Origin of the sequence: Brevibacillus sp. FSL K6-2834, assembly GCF_038592925.1 — a bacterium.
In the GTDB taxonomy this organism is placed as follows: domain Bacteria; phylum Bacillota; class Bacilli; order Brevibacillales; family Brevibacillaceae; genus Brevibacillus; species Brevibacillus borstelensis.
This window is the reverse complement of the sequence record NZ_CP151945.1, coordinates 2,458,118-2,478,952: the sequence shown is the minus strand read 5'-3', so window position 1 is coordinate 2,478,952 and position 20,835 is coordinate 2,458,118. Positions and strand designations below refer to the sequence as shown.

General features: G+C 51.4%; 18 protein-coding genes and 1 other annotated feature. Of the genes, 9 read left to right on the top strand and 9 right to left on the bottom strand.

The annotated features are described in order from the left end of the window. Positions 1–2: 2 nt before the first annotated feature. Together NST96_RS12250 and NST96_RS12245 are read right to left on the bottom strand one after the other, a co-directional pair. A complete protein-coding gene (locus NST96_RS12250; protein WP_122958405.1) occupies positions 3–1,586 on the bottom strand; it encodes an ATP-dependent DNA helicase RecQ in 1,584 nt (527 codons plus the stop codon). Further along, complete coding sequence (locus NST96_RS12245; protein WP_122958406.1) at positions 1,567–2,700, bottom strand: helix-turn-helix domain-containing protein; 1,134 nt, start codon at positions 2,698–2,700, stop codon at positions 1,567–1,569. The genes NST96_RS12250 and NST96_RS12245 overlap by 20 nt, the downstream gene beginning before the upstream one ends. 104 nt (positions 2,701–2,804) lie before the next feature. Between NST96_RS12245 and NST96_RS12240 the strand changes: the two genes are divergently transcribed. The 7 genes from NST96_RS12240 to NST96_RS12210 all read left to right on the top strand — a co-directional run bounded on the left by NST96_RS12240 (position 2,805) and on the right by NST96_RS12210 (position 10,246). Continuing rightward, entirely contained in the window at positions 2,805–3,716 is a 912-nt protein-coding gene (locus NST96_RS12240; RefSeq protein ID WP_003387143.1) for a hypothetical protein, read from the top strand. A 103-nt stretch (positions 3,717–3,819) separates the two neighbouring features. Next, on the top strand, positions 3,820–4,029 hold the full coding sequence (locus NST96_RS12235; protein WP_003387144.1) for a ferredoxin: 210 nt from the start codon (positions 3,820–3,822) through the stop codon (positions 4,027–4,029). A 123-nt stretch (positions 4,030–4,152) separates the two neighbouring features. Beyond that, positions 4,153–5,085 (top strand): manganese-dependent inorganic pyrophosphatase, encoded by a 933-nt coding sequence (locus tag NST96_RS12230; protein WP_003387145.1) that lies wholly within the window; start codon positions 4,153–4,155, stop codon positions 5,083–5,085. A 326-nt stretch (positions 5,086–5,411) separates the two neighbouring features. Next, positions 5,412–5,658: a binding site (T-box leader), on the top strand. A gap of 162 nt (positions 5,659–5,820) precedes the next feature. After that, a complete protein-coding gene (locus tag NST96_RS12225) occupies positions 5,821–6,975 on the top strand; it encodes an alanine--glyoxylate aminotransferase family protein (protein ID WP_031933253.1) in 1,155 nt (384 codons plus the stop codon). Then, complete coding sequence (gene serA / locus NST96_RS12220) at positions 6,968–8,551, top strand: phosphoglycerate dehydrogenase (protein ID WP_003387147.1); 1,584 nt, start codon at positions 6,968–6,970, stop codon at positions 8,549–8,551. Before NST96_RS12225 ends, serA begins: the two co-directional genes overlap by 8 nt. A 123-nt stretch (positions 8,552–8,674) precedes the next feature. Beyond that, the gene (locus NST96_RS12215; protein ID WP_122958407.1) at positions 8,675–9,955 is read left to right on the top strand and encodes an ArsB/NhaD family transporter; all 1,281 of its coding nucleotides are present in this window, start codon (positions 8,675–8,677) and stop codon (positions 9,953–9,955) included. Between the two features lie 15 nt (positions 9,956–9,970). Further along, positions 9,971–10,246 carry a hypothetical protein gene (locus tag NST96_RS12210; protein WP_003387149.1) on the top strand — a complete coding sequence of 92 codons (276 nt, stop codon included), beginning with the start codon at positions 9,971–9,973 and terminating at the stop codon, positions 10,244–10,246. Between the two features lie 259 nt (positions 10,247–10,505). Here NST96_RS12210 and NST96_RS12205 read toward each other — a convergent pair whose 3' ends face one another. The 7 genes from NST96_RS12205 to NST96_RS12175 all read right to left on the bottom strand — a co-directional run bounded on the left by NST96_RS12205 (position 10,506) and on the right by NST96_RS12175 (position 18,590). Next, positions 10,506–11,642, bottom strand: coding sequence for an HAD hydrolase-like protein (locus NST96_RS12205; protein WP_122958409.1), 1,137 nt, complete (start codon positions 11,640–11,642; stop codon positions 10,506–10,508). Between the two features lie 19 nt (positions 11,643–11,661). After that, a complete protein-coding gene (locus NST96_RS12200; RefSeq protein WP_122958410.1) occupies positions 11,662–13,440 on the bottom strand; it encodes an ATP-binding protein in 1,779 nt (592 codons plus the stop codon). After that, positions 13,441–14,157, bottom strand: coding sequence for a response regulator transcription factor (locus NST96_RS12195; RefSeq protein ID WP_003387153.1), 717 nt, complete (start codon positions 14,155–14,157; stop codon positions 13,441–13,443). It lies immediately after the preceding gene. 103 nt (positions 14,158–14,260) lie between these two features. After that, the gene (gene ccsB / locus NST96_RS12190) at positions 14,261–15,490 is read right to left on the bottom strand and encodes a c-type cytochrome biogenesis protein CcsB (RefSeq protein WP_003387154.1); all 1,230 of its coding nucleotides are present in this window, start codon (positions 15,488–15,490) and stop codon (positions 14,261–14,263) included. A gap of 24 nt (positions 15,491–15,514) precedes the next feature. Continuing rightward, on the bottom strand, positions 15,515–17,143 hold the full coding sequence (locus tag NST96_RS12185) for a cytochrome c biogenesis protein ResB (protein WP_003387155.1): 1,629 nt from the start codon (positions 17,141–17,143) through the stop codon (positions 15,515–15,517). Between the two features lie 8 nt (positions 17,144–17,151). After that, positions 17,152–17,679, bottom strand: coding sequence for a thiol-disulfide oxidoreductase ResA (resA, locus tag NST96_RS12180; RefSeq protein ID WP_031931834.1), 528 nt, complete (start codon positions 17,677–17,679; stop codon positions 17,152–17,154). A 161-nt stretch (positions 17,680–17,840) separates the two neighbouring features. Then, positions 17,841–18,590, bottom strand: a complete 750-nt coding sequence (locus NST96_RS12175) for a pseudouridine synthase (protein WP_003387157.1) — start codon at positions 18,588–18,590, stop codon at positions 17,841–17,843. Positions 18,591–18,759: 169 nt separating this feature from the next. Between NST96_RS12175 and NST96_RS12170 the strand changes: the two genes are divergently transcribed. Both NST96_RS12170 and NST96_RS12165 read left to right on the top strand, forming a co-directional pair. Beyond that, on the top strand, positions 18,760–20,127 hold the full coding sequence (locus tag NST96_RS12170; RefSeq protein ID WP_342406463.1) for an MATE family efflux transporter: 1,368 nt from the start codon (positions 18,760–18,762) through the stop codon (positions 20,125–20,127). Positions 20,128–20,267: 140 nt separating this feature from the next. Then, positions 20,268–20,717, top strand: coding sequence for a MarR family transcriptional regulator (locus NST96_RS12165; RefSeq protein WP_003387160.1), 450 nt, complete (start codon positions 20,268–20,270; stop codon positions 20,715–20,717). Positions 20,718–20,835: the final 118 nt, after the last annotated feature.

Below are 20,835 nucleotides of genomic sequence, written 5' to 3'. Positions count from 1 at the left end.
CTTCAAAAGATGCTTCCTCCCTTTTTATTCGGCAAAAGCTTTTCCAATGCCTTCCTCAGATTCCATGCGTTTTTCCCTGTTCTTTCCGTTCGCGATCCGGACTTGTCCAAATAGGCGGATCTGTCCAACCCGCAATGACTGCAGCAGGCAGCCGATGAAGTATGATCGAGCTCGCCAAAGTATCTATTTAATCGCATCCGATAGCATTCGTTCCCTTCGAGCCAGCGAAGCATTTCCAACAGTTTTTGACGCTTTAGCCATTTCGGCTTTTCCATCGCTTCGATCATTTGGGATGCTTTTTCGGCGAGGTTCCCCATCTGCGAGGCATCACTCAGTTCATAGCGGTATTCTTCTCGTCCCGCTGCCACGTCACTGACGATCCCCGCTAGCTCTGCATAGAAAAATAAGAGAGCTGCCATCTCTTCCGGGATGTCATGCATCGCAAGCTCGGAGATGGGCTTGGTCCCTGCCTGGGAAAGCCCTTGCAAAAACCGAAGCGCCTGCTCCGTGGTGGGATACTCCTTCTCCTGCAGATGGGTGTGAATCAGCCTGTCTTCCGGGACGTAGTAAAGCCCGGCATAGCCTGCTTTTCCATCCCTTCCGACTCTGCCGATTTCCTGCGCATAGGCTTCCAGACTTGGCGGAAAGTGATAGTGCAGAACAAAGCGGATATCGGATTTGTCGATTCCCATGCCAAACGCATTGGTAGCTATGATGGCATCGAGCTCCCCCCGCAAAAACTGCGTTTGCACAACCATTCTCTCCATGCTGCTCATCCCGCCGTGATAGCCATGCACACTTTTTTTCCCGGAAAGCTGATACTCCGCAACGAGCAGTTCCACTGTTTGCCGGGTACTGCAATAAACGATTCCCGGTCCTTGCAATTCGTCTATGGATTTTTTTACCATCTGTCTGCGATCCGCTTCGGACTCAGCCAGGATGACGTCTATGGCGATATTTTCCCGATTGAGCGGCTGGGTAATGACATTTTCCTGCTTGATGTCAAAGAGATCGCAAATCTCCGCTTTCACCCCTGGCGTCGCCGTTGCCGTCACTGCCAGCACAGGAGGCGATCCCAAGCTTTGGACCACCTGTGGCAGACGCAAATAATCAGTGCGAAAATCATGGCCCCACTGCGAAATGCAATGGGCTTCATCAATCGCGAGCATAGATACGCCAGCGCGGACCAGCGCTTTTTGAACTGCGGAATTTTGCAATTTTTCCGGTGATACATAAATGAGCTTGTACGCTCCGCGGCTGATTTCAAACAGGCGCTCCCGCGTCTCTGCAGGCTCCATAGTGCTATTGATGTACGCAGCGGGGATTTTTCTCTTCCCGCGAAGCTGCTGCACCTGATCGGTCATCAAAGAGATTAGCGGGGAAACGACGACTGCCGTCCCTGGCAAATAAAGCGCAGGAAGCTGATATGTCACGGACTTGCCTCCCCCCGTAGCCATCAGTCCCAGCACGTTTTCGCCTCGGAGAATCCGCTCGATGATTTCCCACTGTCCCGGACGAAAAGAGGAGTAGCCGAAATGACGCTTCAGAAGATCCCCGAGTCTTAGGTCAAGCGTCTCTTTTTGCATCTTCTTCTCCTCCTTTCTTTCTTGCCAGCGCCAGTCGGATTTGCAGATACGAAACGCCCGGGCCGAGCTGGTCTTTAATGAGTCTCAACCTGCTCGTCCCAAGCCGCTCACTGATTTTGACAATTTCTTCTGCCAGTTCAGCTGAAAGATATCGCGAGCCGTCCCACTCCGGGCAGCGCAAAGCGATTTCCACCAGGTGGTCTTCGACCGTACCCGGCTTGATGCCCCGCCTATTGGCAATCTGCTCGATGCTGCTTCCCTGTTTGGCCAATACGTATGTCAAAGATGCGCTTTCAGTCAGACGCGGGTCTTTTCCCCCCTCATTTTTCAGCAAAGCAGACAGCAGGGGGAACTCAGCGCGATTGTCCTGAATCGTACGGATCATCCGAGCCAGCCCGCAGCGAATCTGCATGTGAATATAAGCTGGAGCTTCCCGTTTTCGCAAACTCAGTTGTGACAGCGTGAGTCCCGACTGGGAAACGCCCGAAAAACGCTGGAAGATCATTTCCTGGACGGACTCAGAAAGCGGAGACATGGAACAGAACAGCTCCTGTGCCAAGCCTTCTGTCCAGCGAGCCCGCCGCTCCTTGTCCGCCAGACACTCTTTTACCCAGCGCTGGGTGCGTTTTTCCTGGACGATCGGCTGAAAGGAAAGATCGCCTTCCAATAAGTGGGAAACCGTCTGAACGATCAGATGCAGCCGCAGCCAAAACAAATCAATCTGCTCGGCGATATCTGCGGCGGTAAAGGGTTCAAACCAGTACGAAAAGTTGTACTCTCTTTCGCTTTCGGACGCGATTTGAAGAGCTTTTTCCGTCAAGACAAATGACGGTTTTCTTCCACTTTCCGCCCTCTGCATCGGGATCAGCAAAGACTCCTCCTGCAATTTATAAACAATTTTCTCCCAATCCTCTTTCAAAAGACGGGGAAACATCCGATAATACGGATAAAGGCTGTATAAATGAACGTCCTGCAGGGTCTGGTTTGCTTTTCTGCCACGCAATATGTAATAAAGGGCCTGAACCGTCCGCTCGCCTGCCAAGGGAAGCATCCCTGTAATGGTCAGCGAACGTATGAAAGCCCATTCCCGATCATGAAGAGTTGAACTGCTCATGGGTACTCCTTTTCCATATCGGGATACAGACCCGTGTATGATTGCTCTCCTGCTGCCAACACGAGACTCATCCCTTAATCGTACCAACAACTGTGGAGGATTGTATGAACAAGCGTCTGTCGAAGTCAGAATTTATCTTTGCCTACATGATCATCATAACACTTGCTTGCTTTGTTGGCGGATTTTTTTTCGGTGCCTACTATATGAAATCAAAGATTGAAGCACAGCAAGCAGCCGTTCTCGAACAGCAGAAGCTGGAAGCAGAACGGGAACGCCAGTTGCGCGAGCAAAAGCTGTACAGCGAACAGGACTTTATCCGTTTTTACTACGCCGTTTATGCTCCTGTGCAGGAATTGAAACGAGCGCATTTTGAGAAGATGGCAGCTTGGCCGAATCTGGACAAGTCCGCGCAAAAGGATGCGTTGGAGCAACTGGTCGAAGCCGCAAAGCAGACTGGCAAACAGTTGGACAAAGAAGTTCCCTTGCCAACCTCTCCTCTTCTCGTTCAGGCACACAGCCAATTTAATACTGGGGTGCGGGCTTATTTGGATGGTATGAAGCAATTGCTCTCCGATCAGAATAGTAATGCTCTCTCTCCGGCTGCAATCTCTTCTCGGCTGTCCTTGGACGGCTGGTTCAAGGGAAGCGAGCAGTTCTACCATTCATTGGCCGTTTGGGAGTCGGCGTACGTTACAAAGCAGACGCTCCCAAAAGACGTCCCAGCCAATGTGAGCGCAGACCAATGGAAGCAGTTGCCGTTCCACTACAAGACGTACATCGCGGCTCATTCCATCAGCGCCCATAAAAAATGGGAGAGCTACAGCCCGGAGGATTTGACCGCTCGTCTCGACTTGCTGTTTGGTTCTGACGATGCCAAGAACTTGGGTATAAAAGACGTTGACGCCGCAGTTCGCCTGTTGACAGCGACTGATGCGGTGCACAGCGGAGATTTTAAAGAGGTACAAGGCAAGCATTACAGCAGCCTGAAGGCACCTGAGATACCGCTTTATCGATAGTCGTACATTTTTAGATACGATTCATTCTTGAAATCTTTCCAGACAGAGCATACAATGAGTTATGACAGTGGACGTACCATCAGGTATGGGAGGTGAAACCACGATGACCACATGGGTAGATAAAGAAACCTGTATCGCTTGCGGTGCTTGTGGCGCAACGGCTCCTGACGTTTTCGATTACGATGACGAAGGCCTTGCTTTCAACAAGATCGACGATAACACCAATAGTGCTGAGATTCCGGAAATCCTTTTTGACGACGTTCGCGACGCGGCTGAAGGATGCCCTACTGATTCCATTAAAGTGGAAGAGTAAGATTCCCAGCTCACAAAAAACCGCTCACCGCTCTTCAGCTGTGGGGGTTTTTTCATTTTCATCGCATTTCTCCCCCTTTTCATGGTATAATTTTCTCGCCAAAAACAACGAAGGAGCATTAGAATGGGAAAAACACTTATTTTCGGACATAAAAATCCGGACACTGATTCCATTTGTTCTGCAATCGTATATGCGGATCTCAAAACCAAGCTGGGTGCAGATGTGGAGCCCGTTCGCCTGGGCGAGATCAGCAGCGAAACGCAATTTGTGCTGGATACGTTCAAAGTAGATGCCCCCCGCCTGGTCGAGACCGTGGCAAACGAAGCAAACGAGGTCATCCTGGTAGACCATAACGAGCGCCAGCAAAGTGCAAACGACATTGATAAGGTCCAAGTAGTCGAAGTCATCGACCACCATCGCATCGCCAACTTTGAAACGAGCAATCCTCTGTATTACCGGGCCGAACCAGTCGGCTGCACAACGACCATCCTGAAAAAGCTGTACAAGGAACACGGCGTTGAAATTTCGAAGACAATGGCTGGGCTGATGCTGTCTGCGATTATTTCCGATACGCTGCTGTTGAAATCCCCTACTTGCACGGAGCAGGACGTAGCGGCAGCCCATGAATTGGCGGAGATTGCCGGAGTCGATCTGAATGCGTACGGCCTGGATATGCTGAAAGCCGGTGCCGATTTGAGTACGAAATCGATCGCCCAGCTGATCTCTCTTGACTCGAAGGAATTCCAGATGGGCAGCTACAAGGTGGAAATTGCTCAGGTAAATGCAGTCGATGTGAACGACGTTCTGGCACGCAAAGCGGAGCTGGAAGAAGCACTTTCTGCAATTATTTCCGACAAGGGCCTGGATTTGTTCCTGTTCGTGGTAACCGATATTTTGAACAACGATTCCATCGGCCTTGCTCTTGGACGCGCTTCGAATGCGGTAGAAAAGGCATACAACGTCAGCCTTGTTGATAATCAGGCGGTACTGAAAGGCGTCGTGTCACGGAAAAAACAAATCGTACCTGTTCTGACGGATACGCTGACCAACATGTAACCACTCTCCCCTGCATCACTTCCTTTCGTAAGCACTTGAGAAAAATGCCCTGTACCCTTCTGTGAGCTGACGGTAAAGGGCATTTTTCTTCAATGGGCATTCGATCAAGCAAAACCCGAACATTTTCCGCGCAAAAACCCATTTTATAGGAAACTTATTACTTAACGTTCGGTTTTAGGTTATTTTCATTAATCCCTTTTGGTAAAACCTCCTATATTTCACGAACTATATATTGTTTTTTTGTATCAATGTTCTTTTTTTCTGTTTTTTGTGCTTGACGACTATAATTACCCGTGTTATCGTAGATACAAATCTTAGCGAATACTTCAACAACGGTGACGAAGATAGGCCTAGCCCGGAAACCCTCAGAGAGCCGATGGTAGCTGCGAATCGGTGGTTCCGCACTAGGATGAGCACTTCCGAGTTGTTGCGCTGAACCGATATCCCGGGTATCGCAGTAGGCGCGAACGGTAGATCCGTTATCTCTCAGGTCTTGTACCTGCCAAGGTCTTTCTTTGCGAGAAGAAGGACAAATGAGGGTGGCACCGCGAAGCATAGCCTCTCGTCCCTCACTGTTTCCAAGCTGGGAGCAGTGTGGGAACGGGAGGCTTTTTTGCATTCAGCAAATGTTTGCCTGCACTTTCGATTTGCTATTTTCATGGCGATCTTCGATGCTCGAACCGTCATGTTGCTTACTTTCCACTCACAGATCGATAACCAAGGAGGAGAGAAACCATGTTTGCAGACAAAATGATTTTGAGAATACCAGGTCCTACCCCGATCCCGCCCCGTGTCCAACAAGCGATGAATCAGCCGATGATCGGCCATCGCAGCGGACAATTTTCCGATTTGTTTGCCAGTACGGCAGAGCGGCTGCGTCCCTACTTCGGGACATCGGGAGACGTCTTTATCCTGGCCGGCAGCGGTACGAGCGCACTGGAAATGAGCGTGGTGAATACGCTTCAGCCTGGCGAAGAGGCCGCCGTACTGGTCAGCGGCGCATTCGGCGAGCGTTTTGCCAAAATTTGCGAGCGATACGGCATCGTGGTGCATCGCCTGGAGGTTCCTTGGGGCGAGGCTGTCACAGCAGAAAAGCTGGCGACGTTCCTGGCGAATAAACCGTCTGTGCAAGCGGTATTTGCAACATATTGCGAAACCTCAACAGGGGTACAAAATCCAATCCGCGAGCTTGCACAAGTCGTTCGCGAAAAATCCGATGCCCTCTTTATCGTCGATGCAGTCAGCTGCCTTGGCGCGGTCGCTTGCGAAATGGACGAATGGGGCGTAGACATCGTGGTTACCGGCTCGCAAAAGGCATTCATGCTGCCTACGGGACTTGCTTTTCTGGCAGCGAGCAAGCGGGCATGGGAAGTGATTGACAGGAAAAAGCCACTCGCCTTTTACCTGGATCTCAAAGCGTACCGGAAGAGCTTCGCTGACAAAACAACTCCGTACACACCAGCCGTCTCGCTCGTTTTTGGCCTGGCAGAGGTATGCAATATGCTCGAGGAAGAGGGATTGCCGGCGATCATCAAACGTCACGAGCTCATGCGTGATATGACCCGTGCAGCGATGCGTGCGCTGAACATCCCATTGATGGCCCAGGATGAATTCGCTGCCGCTACCGTTACTTCTTGCCATCCGCAGGATGCATTCGACCCCGAGCAGTTGAGAAAGGTGCTGAAAAATCATCACAACATCGTAATTGCCGGCGGTCAGCAGCATCTGAAAGGAAAGATCTTCCGCATCGGCCATATGGGTTATTGCGAACCGCTTGATGTCCTTCAGGTCGTTGCCGCCATTGAATTGTCGCTTCGCCAAATCGGCGCTCCCGCAGAATTGGGAGCCGGTGTAAAAGCTGCCCAGGAGGTGCTCCTTACTCATGTATAAAGTATTGATTACGGATCCGCTCAGCGAATACGGCATCCAACAGCTGTTGGACGCACCAGATGTAGAAGTTGTCCGCAACACAAGCCTCTCCCCTACCGACCTGCTAACGGTCATCGGAGATTACGATGCGCTGCTCGTTCGCAGCCAGACACAGGTCACAGCAGAAGTGCTGGCAGCCGGCAAACGCCTGAAGGCTGTCGGACGCGCCGGTGTCGGTGTGGATAATATTGATGTCAATGCAGCTACGGAAGCCGGTGTCGTCGTCATCAACGCACCAGACGGAAATACGATCTCTACTGCGGAACACTCTTTTGCCATGCTCATGGCTGTCGCCCGCAATATTCCGCAAGCCTACCGAAAACTTGCTGACGGCACGTGGGATCGGAAAAGCTTCCAAGGTGTTGAACTGAACAACAAAGTGCTGGGTGTCATCGGCATGGGACGTATCGGGACCGAGGTAGCCAAAAGGGCAAAAGCGTTCGGGATGACCGTGCTCGGTTACGATCCATTTCTGACTGAGGAGCGTGCCCAAAAGCTGGGTGTTGCCAACGCAACGGTGGACGAAATTTGCCGCCAGGCTGATTTCATTACCGTCCACACTCCGCTGACAAAGGAAACGCGCTACCTGATCAGCAGCAGAGAATTTGCCAAAATGAAGAATGGCGTTCGCCTGATCAACTGCGCACGTGGCGGCATTATCGACGAAAAAGCACTCTACGAAGCGATCCTGACAGGAAAAGTAGCCGGAGCCGCGCTTGACGTATTTGAAGTGGAGCCGCCTGTCGACAACCCGCTGATCGGACTGCCCCAGGTAGTCGTAACGCCACACTTGGGAGCATCCACTGTCGAGGCGCAGGAAAACGTCGCTGTCGACGTATCGGGGGAAATTTTGAAGGTGCTTCGCGGCGAGCCGTTTAAAAATGCGGTCAACCTGCCTTCCATGCCGCCTCATGTAATGGAGCGCCTCCAGCCTTACTTCACCTTGGGCGAAAAACTGGGTCATTTCCTGGCTCAAGTAACGGTTGGTTCTGTTCAGGAAATAGCCATTACGTACAGTGGAGAATTGACCGACGTCGACACTGCTCCACTCACCCGGACAGTCGTGAAAGGCGTGCTTTCGTTCCACCTGGGCGAGGAGGTCAATTTCGTAAACGCGCCTCTGCTCGCAAAGGTTCGCGATATCACCGTCACCGAACAAAAAGCGGCTCAGAACAAAGGTTTTACCAATCTGTTGACCGTTACGCTCAAAACGACTCAGCAGTCGCGCAAGGTCGCCGGCACCCGGCTCAACGGTTACGGAGCGCGCATCGTGAAAATCGACGAGTTTGCCATCGACGTGGCTCCAGAAGGCTACCTGCTCTACATTCACCACAACGACCGTCCCGGTGTCATCGGGCGCGTCGGTTCCATCCTCGGTGAAAACGGCGTCAACATCGCCACGATGCAGGTAGGACGCCGTGACATGGGCGGGGATGCGATCATGATGCTGTCTGTGGATAAACCGATTACCGCCGAACTGTTGGACACAATGGGCGAACTTGCTGAAGTGAAGAGTGTGACCCAAATCGAGCTGTAGCCGCCTTATGCTTGCTTTTCCATCCACACGGCCTGGTCTATTGACCAGGCTCTTCCTTTACCCATATTAAAGTTATCGTTATAATTATATCCAGACTAATCCATTCACCGAGAGGAGATTCTTATGGCCACACAAGCGATAATCGCAATCGGCATCTTTTTGGTTACATATGCCTTCATTATCAGCGAAAAGCTTCACCGTACCATTGTCGCCATGTTTGGCGGAATCCTGATGATCCTGTTTGGCGTCATCGATCAGGAGCAGGCCGTGCATCACATTGATTTCAACACCCTCGGCCTTTTGATCGGCATGATGATCCTTGTCGCCATTACAGCGCAAACAGGCGTGTTCAAGTACATGGCGATTCGTGCTGCCAAGGCCGCGAAGGGAGATCCCCTGCGTATCCTGATCTATCTGAGTCTCATTACAGCAGCCGCATCTGCTTTCCTCGACAACGTGACGACTGTTCTGCTGATCGTACCGGTCACATTCAGCATTGCAAGACAACTGCAGGTCAATCCTCTCCCCTATCTGATCTCGGAGATCATTGCCTCGAACGTCGGAGGAACGGCAACGCTGATCGGCGACCCACCGAACATCATGATCGGAAGCTCTGTGCCTGAGCTGGATTTCATGGCGTTTCTGACAAACCTGGCTCCAGTCGTTATCGTCATTATGATTGTAACCGTTTTCTGTTTTGCTCTGATCTATCGAAAGGATCTCAAGACGACGCCGGAACTGAAAACAAAAATTATGAGCCTCAATGAGCTGGATGAGATCACAGACTCCAAGCTGCTCAAAAAATCGCTCACCGTCCTTGGACTTACGATTGTCGGCTTCATGCTCCACGGAATGCTGCATCTCGAATCCGCAACGATTGCCCTTACCGGCGCCTTCCTGCTCCTGCTCATCACTGGTGAGCACTATTTGGAAGAGGCTATCAGCAAAGTGGAATGGACAACCATCTTCTTCTTCGTAGGTCTGTTCGTACTCGTCTCCGGATTGGTGGAAACAGGCGTAATCGCGAAGCTGGCCGCAGAAGCGATCAACCTGACTGGCGGAGATGCCATGAAGACTTCGTTTTTGATCCTCTGGTTGAGTGCGATTGCATCGGCGTTCGTCGACAATATCCCGTTTGTCGCCACGATGATTCCGATGATCAAGGAGATGGGCGCACTGGGAATTACCAATCTGGAGCCGCTCTGGTGGAGCCTGGCATTGGGTGCGTGTCTCGGCGGCAACGGTACGCTGATTGGCGCGAGTGCAAACGTGATTGTGGCCGGCTTGGCGGCCAAGGAAGGACATCACATCAGTTTCGTCGGCTTCCTGAAGGTCGCTTTTCCGCTGATGATCATGTCCATCATCCTGTCGCACGCATACATTTTCCTGCGCTACTTTTTCTAATAAGGAGGATCGGGTATGGTTGCATATACGTTTGATCAGTCCCTGATCGAGATTCAGGAAACGGAAAATGAAAACGATGTTACCTTCTCCATCGAAGTGAAGTCCGAAGACATGCGCAATCGTCTGAAGCAGGTTCGCTCCTATTTTGAGGACAACAAGGACTATACCGATGCCTTTTTCTACTCCCGTCAAGGCGGCTCTTACGAAGTGATCGTGCGTAAGGATGCGGTTATTCCTTTCCTCGTACAAGCCTTCCGCTTCCGCTGTCTGGAATCTCTTCAATGGAAGTAATCAACGAATTTCACTATTAATTGAAAGCAATTGATTGAAAGCATACGAAAAGCCGGTTCTCTGCGACCCGGCTTTTTTTATTTTTTCACGCATTCGTCATCGCTTGCGATGAGTCCCAAGCAACCTTTTTTTACTGTCTGACTGCATCCATGCAGCGCCGCGACGCAAGCTGGGAGACGGCTGGAAATGACCCTAACAGCCCCTGATCCTCATTTAAAAAGCCCCGCCAACCACTGCTGACGGAGCCAAACACTTGCCATTATTCAAGAATCGAGAGAATGTCGCGAACATCGTCTAAAATATAGTCCGCTTTTGCGCTTTCGAATTTGCTCCGTGCCGCCTTTCCGGACAAACCTGTCAGTGTTGCAGCAAAACGGCATCCCATCGCCTGTGCAGCCAGCATATCTGCGGGGGAATCTCCGACGATCAACACTTCGTCCCCGTTTGGAACAGGCAGTGCAAAGCTATGAACTTCGCTGTTTGGCGTATCCAGGCCGAGCAGTCCTTTTACATAGCAGAATGGATGCGGCTTGGACAAAGGCGCGTGGGCCGGTGATTCCTTTTCTGCTTCCAGCACATGTGTCGCCGTCACGACACGGTTGGGATCAAACCACTCCAGCAGCTTCAGCTCTCCCAGCGGCACGTGCGTTTCGATAGACGGACGGCCTGTGCCGATTCCCAATGTGTAGCCCTTCTCTTTTAGTGTCCGGAACAGCTGAATCATCTCTTCCGGGCTGACAATCGGGATTTCATCATTCAGAAAGCCTTTCTTGCCGGGCTGCATCGTTTCACGGCCAATCGAAGCCGCGATACGGTCATCACCCAGGTACCACTCCTGAAAGGTCTCCTGGCAGAGCTGCCAGAGGTCGCTGTTTCTGGAAAAGACGTTGGTGACGACACCACACCGTTCGCGGGCGATCTGGTTGAGATACAGGAGCATTTCCGCCTTCTGGGCATTCCCGCGGGAAAAGTCGGTAGTAAACTTCGCATACTCGATCGCAAAGTCCGGAGCGTACTCTTTCGCCCATTCAGCCAGACGCGCCAGCTCTGCACGATTGATTTGTCCAGTCAAAAGATCGGTGACCTTTTGGCCCAATTCCGCTTTCAGCCGCTCACAGAGTCTGATGATCTGGTAGGCAACAGTCAAGTAGACCATATCCCAGTTGGAGTTGATCCCTCGCGACTTGATGAAATTGAGCACTTCGTCATTCGCAAAAACGAGTTCGCGGACGCGGCGGATGTCTTTTTCTTCCGGTGAAGCGGTAAAGATATCGCCGCTCAACCCGAGATAGAGAGGGCTGTGCAGAAATTCCCACACGGTTAACGCCGAGGCGTCAAAATAGCGCTCTTCGCTCAACATAACACCGTCTACATCAAACAGGATGGTTTTGATCATTCTCTCTCACTCCTCTAAATTATTTCTGTTTCTGTTTGTCAGGCAGGGCTATCGTAAAGGTCGTCCCTTCTCCCAGCTTGCTCTGTACGCCAATCGTGCCTCCGTGCGCCTCGACAATGTTCTTGGCGATTGCCAGGCCCAGACCCGTCCCCCCGGCTTTTCCCCGGGTGCGAGCCTTGTCTGCCTTGTAAAAGCGTTCGAAGACAAACGGAAGGTCTTCCTGGGGAATGCCGCTGCCTGTATCGTTTACTTCCAGGAGGAGTGTCCGATCGCCGCGCGCCCGCAACGTGACATTACCGTTCTCCGGGGTATGGCGGATCGCGTTGTCGATCAAATTGGTCAGCACCTGCTCCATTTTGTCCGGATCGATCCAGATGCTCGTGACAGATGTGTTGATTTCCAGGAGGAGGTGAATCTTTTGCTCCCTGGCCAGATTGACAAACTTGCGCTGAATCCGTTCCAGATACGGGCTGACCTCGACCTTTTCCAGCGAGACCTCCACATGGCCGGCCTCCATCCTTGCCAGATTGAGAAGCTCATTTACCAGCTTGGTCATGCGTACGGACTCGTCGTAAATGATCTGTGCCAGTTCCTTGTGCTCCTCGGGGGTAGCGGCGATGTCATCCACGATCGCTTCGCTATACCCTTGAAGCATCGACAGCGGCGTTCGCAGCTCATGTGAAACATTGGCCACGAAGTCATTGCGCATCTTGTCCAGCTTGCGCTCACGGGTCACCTCGCGGACGACGGCAACCGCCCCGCGGATTTGCTCGCGATCCGTGAGCGGAATCATCACCAGTGACCAGATTCGCCCCTGTGCCGGGATTTCATCTGTCACTTCCTGCCCTGTCTGTACAACCATTTGATAGAACGGGAACAATGGGATAGGCTCGTCTGGATGCTCATAAGTCCAGTCCCGCAAAAAGTGCTCGGCCGGAGGGTTCGTAACGGCAATTTTTCCTTGCTCGTCGATCATGATGACACCGTCAACCATGCTCCTCAAAACACTTGCGAGCTGTTCCTTTTCCTTGGACAAGGCGTCGACCAGCTTGTTCAGATGACTAGCCATGCTGTTGAAAGAAGCCGCCAACTCCCCGATCTCGTCGTTCGTGCGGATGGGGATTTCGGCATGGAAGTCGCCTTCCGCGATGCGGTGGGCTGTCTCTTTCATCTGCCGAAGCGGAAAGGTAATCCGCGAAGACAGGAAGAAGGCAAAGACCGTTGTCGAAATAAAACCGATCACGCCTACTACGAATATCAGCTTTCTGACTTCCTTCACGGTATCGTCAAAATCTTCAATCGCCTGATACATAACAAGTGCGCCCTGCTTGTCCTTCGACAGCTCGATCGGAACAGCCACAGCCAATAGCTGCACGGCTCCATTTCGGTCCGCCGGATTGTGCGAAAAGATAATTCGTTCAGGCGTATGGTGCTTGCCCTGCAGCGCTTCGCCCAGCTTCAGCTCCGGCGCTTCCAGCAGCTGCTCAACAGGGATAAACGAAAAATCGTTTCCCTCGCTCGCCCCGATCGGCTTCCCTTTTTCGTCCACCATGATCAGTCCGGTGCGATGCACGGCGGAAAAGCTGGCTGCTACTGAGAGAGCCGTCGTTTTATCGGTATAGGCCGACAAGGTTTGCGAGAGGCCTTCTGCCACGTTTTGCAAATTTTTCGTTTGTCGTTGAAAGTAAAAGCTGTCAAAGGACTGTACGATCATCAGACTGAACAGCGTCAGTACGAGAGCGAAAAGCGCGATGATGGTCATCCATAGTTTTCCAACTACGCTGCGAACAATATCCACTTACTTTGGCACCTCAAGCTTGTAGCCGACGCCCCAGACCGTCGCGATCATCTGTGCGGCTGCCGGCGACACGCGGTTCAGTTTTTCCCGAAGCCGTTTGATATGCGTGTCCACTGTGCGCAAATCGCCAAAAAACTCGTAGTGCCAGACGTCTTTCAGCAGCTCTTCGCGAGTGAACACCTTGTCGGGTGAAAGCGCCAAATAATGCAGCAGCTCGTATTCCTTTGGTGTCAAGCTGACCTCCTGTCCGCTTGCAATCACCTTATGCGCGTCGTGATCAATCGTCAGCTCCGGAAAAACGAGAACGGAGTGGCTGTTATAGGTCTCTGTCTTGAGATAAGCCGTTGCTGAAGAACGGCGGAGGATCGCTTTTACACGATAAACGACTTCACGCGGGCTGAACGGTTTGATCACATAGTCATCTACGCCAGCCTCGAAGCCGTGAACGCGATTCGTTTCCTCGCCTTTTGCCGTAAGCATGATGATCGGCGTCGCTTTTCGCTCGCGGATCTTTTGGCATACTTCAATTCCATCCATCCCAGGCAGCATCAGATCAAGCAAAATAATATCGTAATCGGATGTCAAAGCCATCTCCAATGCCTGTTCGCCGTTATCGGCCTCGTCAATCAGAAAAGATTCGCGCTCCAAATACATTCTCAGCAGGCGACGAATGCGCTCCTCGTCGTCAACGACCAAAATGCTTGCTGTTTTTTCCATAAGATCACCTCGTGGCTCCCTTTAAATTCGATCTGTTTCAACAACCGGATGATAGTCTAAAAAGCTGGCATCAAAACCAGCTTTTTAGACATCCAGTTTTCCCTTACACGCCTGCGTAAGAATGCAATCCGGCAATCACCAGATTGACGACGACAAGCGTTATTAAAATGATGACAAATCCGATGACAGACATCCAGGCGGATTTCGCCCCGATCCATCCCCGCGACAAGCGCAAATGCAGGTATGCGCTGTAGAACAGCCATACGATCAGCGCCCATACCTCTTTAGGGTCCCAGCCCCAGAAGCGTCCCCAGGCTTCTTCTGCCCAGATCATCGCGAAGATCAAGGCGCCCAGCGTAAATACGGGGTATCCGATACTGATCGCCCGGTAGCTGATCTCATCGATCAACTCGGGGTCAATGTCTTTGACGGCTGGCTGCATAGCCGCCCCCAACCGTTTGCGCAGGATCAAGCGCAATCCCCCGTACAAAACCAAACCGGAAATCACGGACCAGATCATCGTGTTGAGCTTTCGAGCCGCGTCTTTTCCTTCCATCCAGCTCGGAGCTGTAAACAGCGGTGTCATGGGACCTGCCTGGATAATCTTCGATCCTTCCGGAGCGACGATTGCAGGCAGCGTATACTCTACCTTCATTTTCTCCATTTCACCCTGAAAGTTCAATTGTTCTTTTGGCAATTCGAATACTGTTTTGTGATCCAGGCGCGAAAAAGTAGATTCCATACCGATAAAGCCCACCAGCATCATGACGACTGCCAGAACAATTTCAAGCCAGCGCGTGCTTTTGGTAGCCGCTTCTTGCGGTACCGTACGCACCAGATACATCAAGCCTGCGGCAAAGCCGACAGCGAGAATCCCTTCTCCCAAAGCTGCCGTCGTCACGTGAATATGCAGCCAGTAGCTTTGCAGAGCAGGAATCAAAGGCGTGATTTCCTTTGGAAAAACGTAGGAATAAGCAAGCATGATAACACCGAGCGGCAGAACGAACGCGCCGATCACGGTAAGCTTGTAAATACGATAAATAATCAGATACGCAAGGATAATACAGTAATCCAGGAAGGCCATAAATTCAAACATGTTGCTCGTCGGGCTGTGGCCCCCTGCGATCCAACGGAAAATGACGTACCCGGTCTGGGCGATAAAGCCGATGAGCGCCAGCCAATAGGCGATCCGGCCGTATTTTAATTCATGCTGCTTGGGATCGCGTCCCGCCCAATTTTTCCCCGTCATGGCTACGACAAAAACGATGGACGCCAACACGTACAGCACGAAAGCAATATCCAGCAACCAATCACTTAATTGTACAAGCTGCACGTCTAAAAACCTCCTCAAAGCTGTTTACGCTTTTGATTTATCTTCGATCGCAATCGGCAGTTTGGCTTGCTCGATCATCGCCCCCGCCTCCTGTTTCAAACCGTACCAGTTCTTGTTGGTATGTCCGGCCAACATGACTCTGGTGCCATGGAACTGGAGCCAGATGCGTCGGTGCTGCCAAAAGAATCCCATCGCCACGCCGATCATGAAGATAAAGGAGCCGAAATAGATGAGCGGAACAGCCTTGTCCTTGCGAACCATCAAACCGCTGATGTCGATCAGATCCGGCATTTTTATTTCAAGTGTATAGCGGGAGTCGTCTTTTTCCGTAATAATCGATCCGCTCAGATAGACCAGCTTTTCTGAAGCGTTGTCCGCCTCCGAGACAACTTCGAGCGCAAACATCGGGTTTTTCGGCAAATTCGTCTGGGTCGCCGGCTTCCCGTCTTTTCCCATCACAAAGTCAGGGAAGTAATCCAGGACGCGAACCTTGACACCATCTGCGACCTGTTGCTCAGCCGGGACATTGTAGAGATCCAGCTTGATCGGTCCGATCTCCTTGTTGCCGGCCTTTTTGTCGACCAGAACAAAATTCAAGGCTCCCAGCTGCATTTCCTGAACGCCAGTTTGATAAAGGGCCAGTCCTTCGTGTTCCATCGGGTGGTTGACGATGATCGGACCGCTTTTGATCTCGACCAGATCCGGGTTGGCCCCTGGCAGATCAGCATTTTTGTTGAGGTAGAGGATGGCGTCTGTCTGGTAACTCTTTACGACGGCTCCGCCTTTGAGATCCAGCTCCTGAGCCATTTCCTCCTCTTTCCAGTACTCTGTGTGATACTGAACATTTTTGACGTAGTACGGCGTGTCCGGGATCGCTATGGTCTGCCCTTCGCGTACCCAGACGAATTCGTCCAGATAGAAGCCCGGGACATTCCGAAGCAGCACACCAAGCAAGAAGATGATCAGACCGATGTGGTTGATGTACGGGCCCCATCGGCTGAAACGGCCTTTTTCCGCCATCATCGCTTGATCGTTTTGGAATATCCGGTATCCCTTTTTCCGCAATGCTGCCGAAGCGGCTTCCACCAATGCGGCGGAGTCTGTTTCTGCAGGCAATTCGGCTTCGCCGTAAAATTTCTGTCCTTTCAAAAAGGACTTGTGCTGATTGACGCGCGGTTTGCTCAGCGCCTTGTACAAAGGGATAACCCGGTCCAGACTGCAGATCACAAGCGACGTACCCAGCGCTACCAAGAGCGTGACGTACCACCAGGATGAGTACATATTGTGGAAGCCCAGGGTATAGTAGATCGTTCCCAGCTTTCCGTATGTTTCGGTGTAAAACCTCGCGACGTCCGGCTCTGTCGGAACCGGAACAGGAATATATTGCTGTTGGGGGAAAACGGTTCCAATTGCCGAAGCGACTAAAATAATAACGATAATGCCGATAGCAACCTTTACCGAGGAGAAGTAGTTCCAGATACGGTCGATGATGGTCCGGGAGTACGTCTGTGAACGGCGAGCCATCCCTTCATAGCGCATGTCCGGGAACGATGCTTCTCCTTTGATCTCCAATTCCAGCGGCCTGCCGCACGACTCGCAGAGCATGGTTCCGACCGGATTGGCATGACCGCATTCGCATTTTATCTGATCCATATTGCTCCTCACTTAGGCAAGATTTTTGCCACTTTTTGTGTAATCATGTCCTCGTTGAGCGGTCCCAAAAAGATTTCCTGCACCTTTCCATCCGGGTCGATGAAAAATGTGCTGGGAATTGGAACGATTCGATAGAGCTTGGTAATCTCCGATTGCTTATCCATCAGGATCGGGAACGTAATCCCGAATTGCTTCGTAAACGGCTCAACTGTAACAGGAGATTCTCCGATATTCACCCCGAGGATGACCAAGCCTTTGTCCTTGTAAGCCTCATACTGCTTCTGAAGATCTGGCATCTCTTTTTTGCATGGTTCGCACCAGGTACCCCAGAAGTTGAGGATGACGCCTTTTCCTCTGAAATCCGACAACGTGACAGCCGGGCCGTTCAACTGCTCCAGGCTGAAGTTGGGGGCTTCCTTCCCTACTTTGACTGCATTGGGGTCCTTGACGAAACTGGTATAAACGGCGAAGACGAGCGCCGCCAGCAAAACACCCAGGATCGCCACCCTGATGTATGTACGATTCTTTTTGTCCATTCTGCCCTAGCTCCCATCCTGCATCTTTTGGGTAACCAGATAAACGGTTCGGCGGTATGCAACTCTCGTTTGTTACCCATATTTCCCTTCTATTATAGCCTTGCTTTTTTTTCTGACAGCCTACAACATATGAACAGATTTTGAACGTCGCAAAAAACGGCTTAACGATGCCGTTTCCTTCTTTTTGGACCCGCCGAAAGTCCGCTCTTTATTTTCTCTACCTCAGCAGAAGTAAGCGGCCGATACTGCCCCGGCTGCAAGCCCTCCAATGTCAAAAAACCCAACTGGATGCGCTCCAGACTCAATACCGGATGGCCTATCGCTTCGCACATCCGGCGCACCTGCCGATTTCGTCCTTCGTGGATGGTGAGCTCCAGCAGTGAACGGTCACGAGCCGAAGTTGTTTTCAGCAGCTTGGCCTGTGCCGGCGCGGTCATTCCGTCCTCCAGCCTGATCCCGCTCTCGAGCTGGCTCACTTTCTCTCTGGCAGGAACCCCTTTGACCCATGCCCTGTACACTTTGTCCATCTCATAGGAGGGATGGGTGAGCATATGAGCCATTTCTCCGTCGTTCGTCAAGAGCAGCAGACCTGACGTATCGTAATCGAGACGCCCGACTGGATAGACGCGCTCTTTGATTCCTTTTAGCAAATCGACCACGACCCGTCTTCCCTGCGGATCCGAGACGCTGGTGATGTAGCCGGTGGGCTTGTACAGCAAGACGTATATCTTCCTTTCGAGATGCACCAGCTTTCCATCGACCTTGATCTTGTCATTATCCGGATCAACCCGTGTCCCCAGTTCCTTCACGATCTGACCGTTGACTTGAACCCTGCCTTGGACGATCAGCTCCTCGCAATGTCGACGAGAGGCAACTCCTGCATTTGCCAGCACCTTCTGTAAACGTTCCATGTCGAATCACCTCTACAACATCATACCCATTCTTACCAGTGTGGACAAGAACAACGGAAAATCTCCCTGCTGGTTTGCAAGTTTCTTCAAGTGGGTTGACAACGAGACATAAACATATTAGAGTTTAGTTAAGTTAACTTAACAATATAGAAACAGGAGCTTGTTTATCATGACAGATACTAGCGTAAAATTGCGAGAAACACCTATCAGAAAGCTTTTCATTTCGTATTTGATTCCCTCTGTCCTCGGCATGCTGCTGATGTCGATCAATATCGTCGTCGATGGCATCTTTGTCGGGCACGGTGTGGGACCTAACGGTTTGGCCGGGGTCAATATCGCGGTCCCCGCTTTCTCTATCTTTCTCTCCATCTCACTCTGGATCGGGATGGGCGGGGCTACCATGTACTCGATCGCTCTGGGACAAAATGAAATCAAGCAAGCGAGAACGATCTTTTCTCACGCCATAGCACTTGCTGTTTTCCTCGTAGCTTCCATTACCGCCCTTTGTCTATGGAAGCTCGATGAGATTGCCTATCTGTTCGGAGCAAACGAAGTCATCCTTCCCTACGTTCGGGATTATTTGACTGTGCTCCTGGCCTTTGGCTTTGTCTACGTACTGGAAAATATCTTGAGTGTCTTTGTCCGCAATGACGGAAACCCGACTCTTTCGATGGCTTCATTGATCGTCACAGCGATCCTGAACATTTTGTTCAACTATGTGTTCATTTTCATTTGGGGCATGGGTGTGAAAGGGGCGGCGGCTGCTACGGTCCTGTCTGCGGCAGTCGGCTTTCTCGTCTTGCTGACCCATTTTCTCAGAAGGAGCAGCACTCTGCGCGTCGTTGCCTTCCGCTTGCAGCCGAAAATCTTCAAAGACATCCTGAGCATCGGATTTCCCAGCTTTGTCGCTGAAGCGTCGACAGCAATCGTGACCATCGGGTTCAACATCGCTTTCATGAAAGCGATGGGTGAAACTGGTGTCGCTTCCTACGCGATCGTGAACTACATCCACGCCGTCATGGTTCTGTTGTTCCTGGGCATTGGCGCAGCGCTGCAGCCGATCGCCAGCTTCCATTTTGGAGCAGGTCTTTTCGGAAGGCTGAAAAAAAGCCTGAGGCTCGGTGTGCAGACCGCCTTGGTTGCCGGAGTTGTCGCCGTCTGCTGCGGATTTGTATTTGCCGGCCCGCTCGTCAATTTGTTCGACGTCCAGTCTGAAGAGCTCTTTACTCTTACGGTAAAAGGGATAGGCATGTTCTTTCTGGCGTACCTGTTTCTCGGATACAACCTGGTTTACGCCGAATATTTCCAGTCTATTGGACAAATAAAAAAATCGCTAGTGATCATTGCCAGCCAGGGATTGCTTCTCGTCCCTCCGTTTCTATGGCTGTTCCCGAAATGGTTTGGAGTAGACGGGATCTGGTTTGTCTACCCTGCCGTTCAGGCAGTTACCGCTCTCGCAGTTGTTTTCATAAACCGATTGCAACAGCCGGTGCCGACCAGTTCTACTGTCGCTGCAGGCTGGGGCAGCAAGCAATGACCGCCACGTCGCATTGTCTTCGTTGCTGATGATGTTTCAATGGAAAGCCTGTACGAACCATGACCTTATCGTTACAATAATAAGGATGGTTATGTTCTTCACTTATGCCGTTCATTCTACTTTTCTCAGGAGTGTTGCGGATGTTCGAGCAATATCAGCAGGTAACAACCGAATTGCACAAGGCGATTGACGAGTTTAACGCCTTGATTTTAAACGATACCAAAGAGCTGGATCAGTATAAGCTGACTGCGCAGCAGGAGATTATCATGCTGCAAATCATTCAAAGGGACGAGATCACCTCCAATGAGCTGGCCAACAGCTTCAACATCTCCAAAAGCGCAGTCAGCCAGGTCATCTCGAAGCTGGAAAGCCGCCAGCTGATATACCGCCAGCCCAATCCCGCGAACAAGCGCGAGTTTTTTCTCAAGCTGACCGCAGAGGGTGAGCAGTATAAAAAGGTACTTGAGTCGATCGATATGCGACTCATCAATAGCTACTATTCAAAGGTCGATCTCGACGAGCTTCAGCAGGTCGTACGGACGATGAAGAAGCTTGTCGATATAGCAAAAACGGTCAATCAGCGCAGTTAACCGCATGTCACCTCGCTTGATCATCCAGGACGAAAAAAGCCAAACGCTCTGCAGCCTTCAGAGTGTTTGGCTTTTCTTTTAATCAGACAAAACACGGATACATCAGCGTGCAGCGAAG